Annotated in this window: 1 protein-coding gene; it reads right to left on the bottom strand. The window is 39.9% G+C overall.

Features of this window, described 5'->3' with window-relative positions; all coding sequences use genetic code 11:
• Positions 1–123: 123 nt before the first annotated feature.
• Positions 124–510 carry a hypothetical protein gene (locus tag GNT65_RS20440; RefSeq protein ID WP_160799006.1) on the bottom strand — a complete coding sequence of 129 codons (387 nt, stop codon included), beginning with the start codon at positions 508–510 and terminating at the stop codon, positions 124–126.
• Positions 511–654 lie beyond the last annotated feature (144 nt).

Raw genomic sequence — 654 nt, 5'->3', positions numbered from 1 at the left:
AAAAGTAGCACTGATCGCCTGCATGCGAAAGCTCATCGTGATCTTGAATACCATGCTTAAAAGCGAGGAGCTGTGGTGCGCAAAAAACGGATAAATATATTGACTAAACACCACAGTCACTTGTTAGTTGGCAGTTGAACTACGTTGCCATATTTGCTTATTACCATTTAATACTAAAACCAATTCGTTAGCATTAACTTTGCTTACTTTAAATGAGGTTTCTCTTTGAGAGCCTAATATGGTTTCAGACATTTTTAAGTGATCATCGAAAATGTCCCAAGTACCTTTAGTTGAGAAGGTTGTTGATTCCCCCCAACCATTTTGAGTAACTCCATGCTCTTCAATTTCACAATTGAATTTACCCTTTTCAAAAAAGGTACAGCTTTTTGTGTCCTTATAGTCTTTACCTGATTCAACGAAAACCCACGTTCCAAGAATCTTACTTTCTTGGACTGCGAAAGACTGGAAAGACAAAAGCGAGCAAATAATAAAAGGGATTATTTTTAACACCAAGCCTCCGTGCCAACTAACGCCGGCCACAGCGGCTGGCTAAAGTGGCACGTAATTGCGCCAGCAATTTGAGTGACACTTTTGACAGTCCGTTGCTGGCCCTTGTTAAATTTTGGCCCTTAGCTTTCCATGGTAATATCTTCA

Origin of the sequence: Shewanella insulae (assembly GCF_009831655.1) — a bacterium.
GTDB lineage: Bacteria > Pseudomonadota > Gammaproteobacteria > Enterobacterales > Shewanellaceae > Shewanella > Shewanella insulae.
This window is presented reverse-complemented; position numbering and strand designations above follow the sequence as displayed.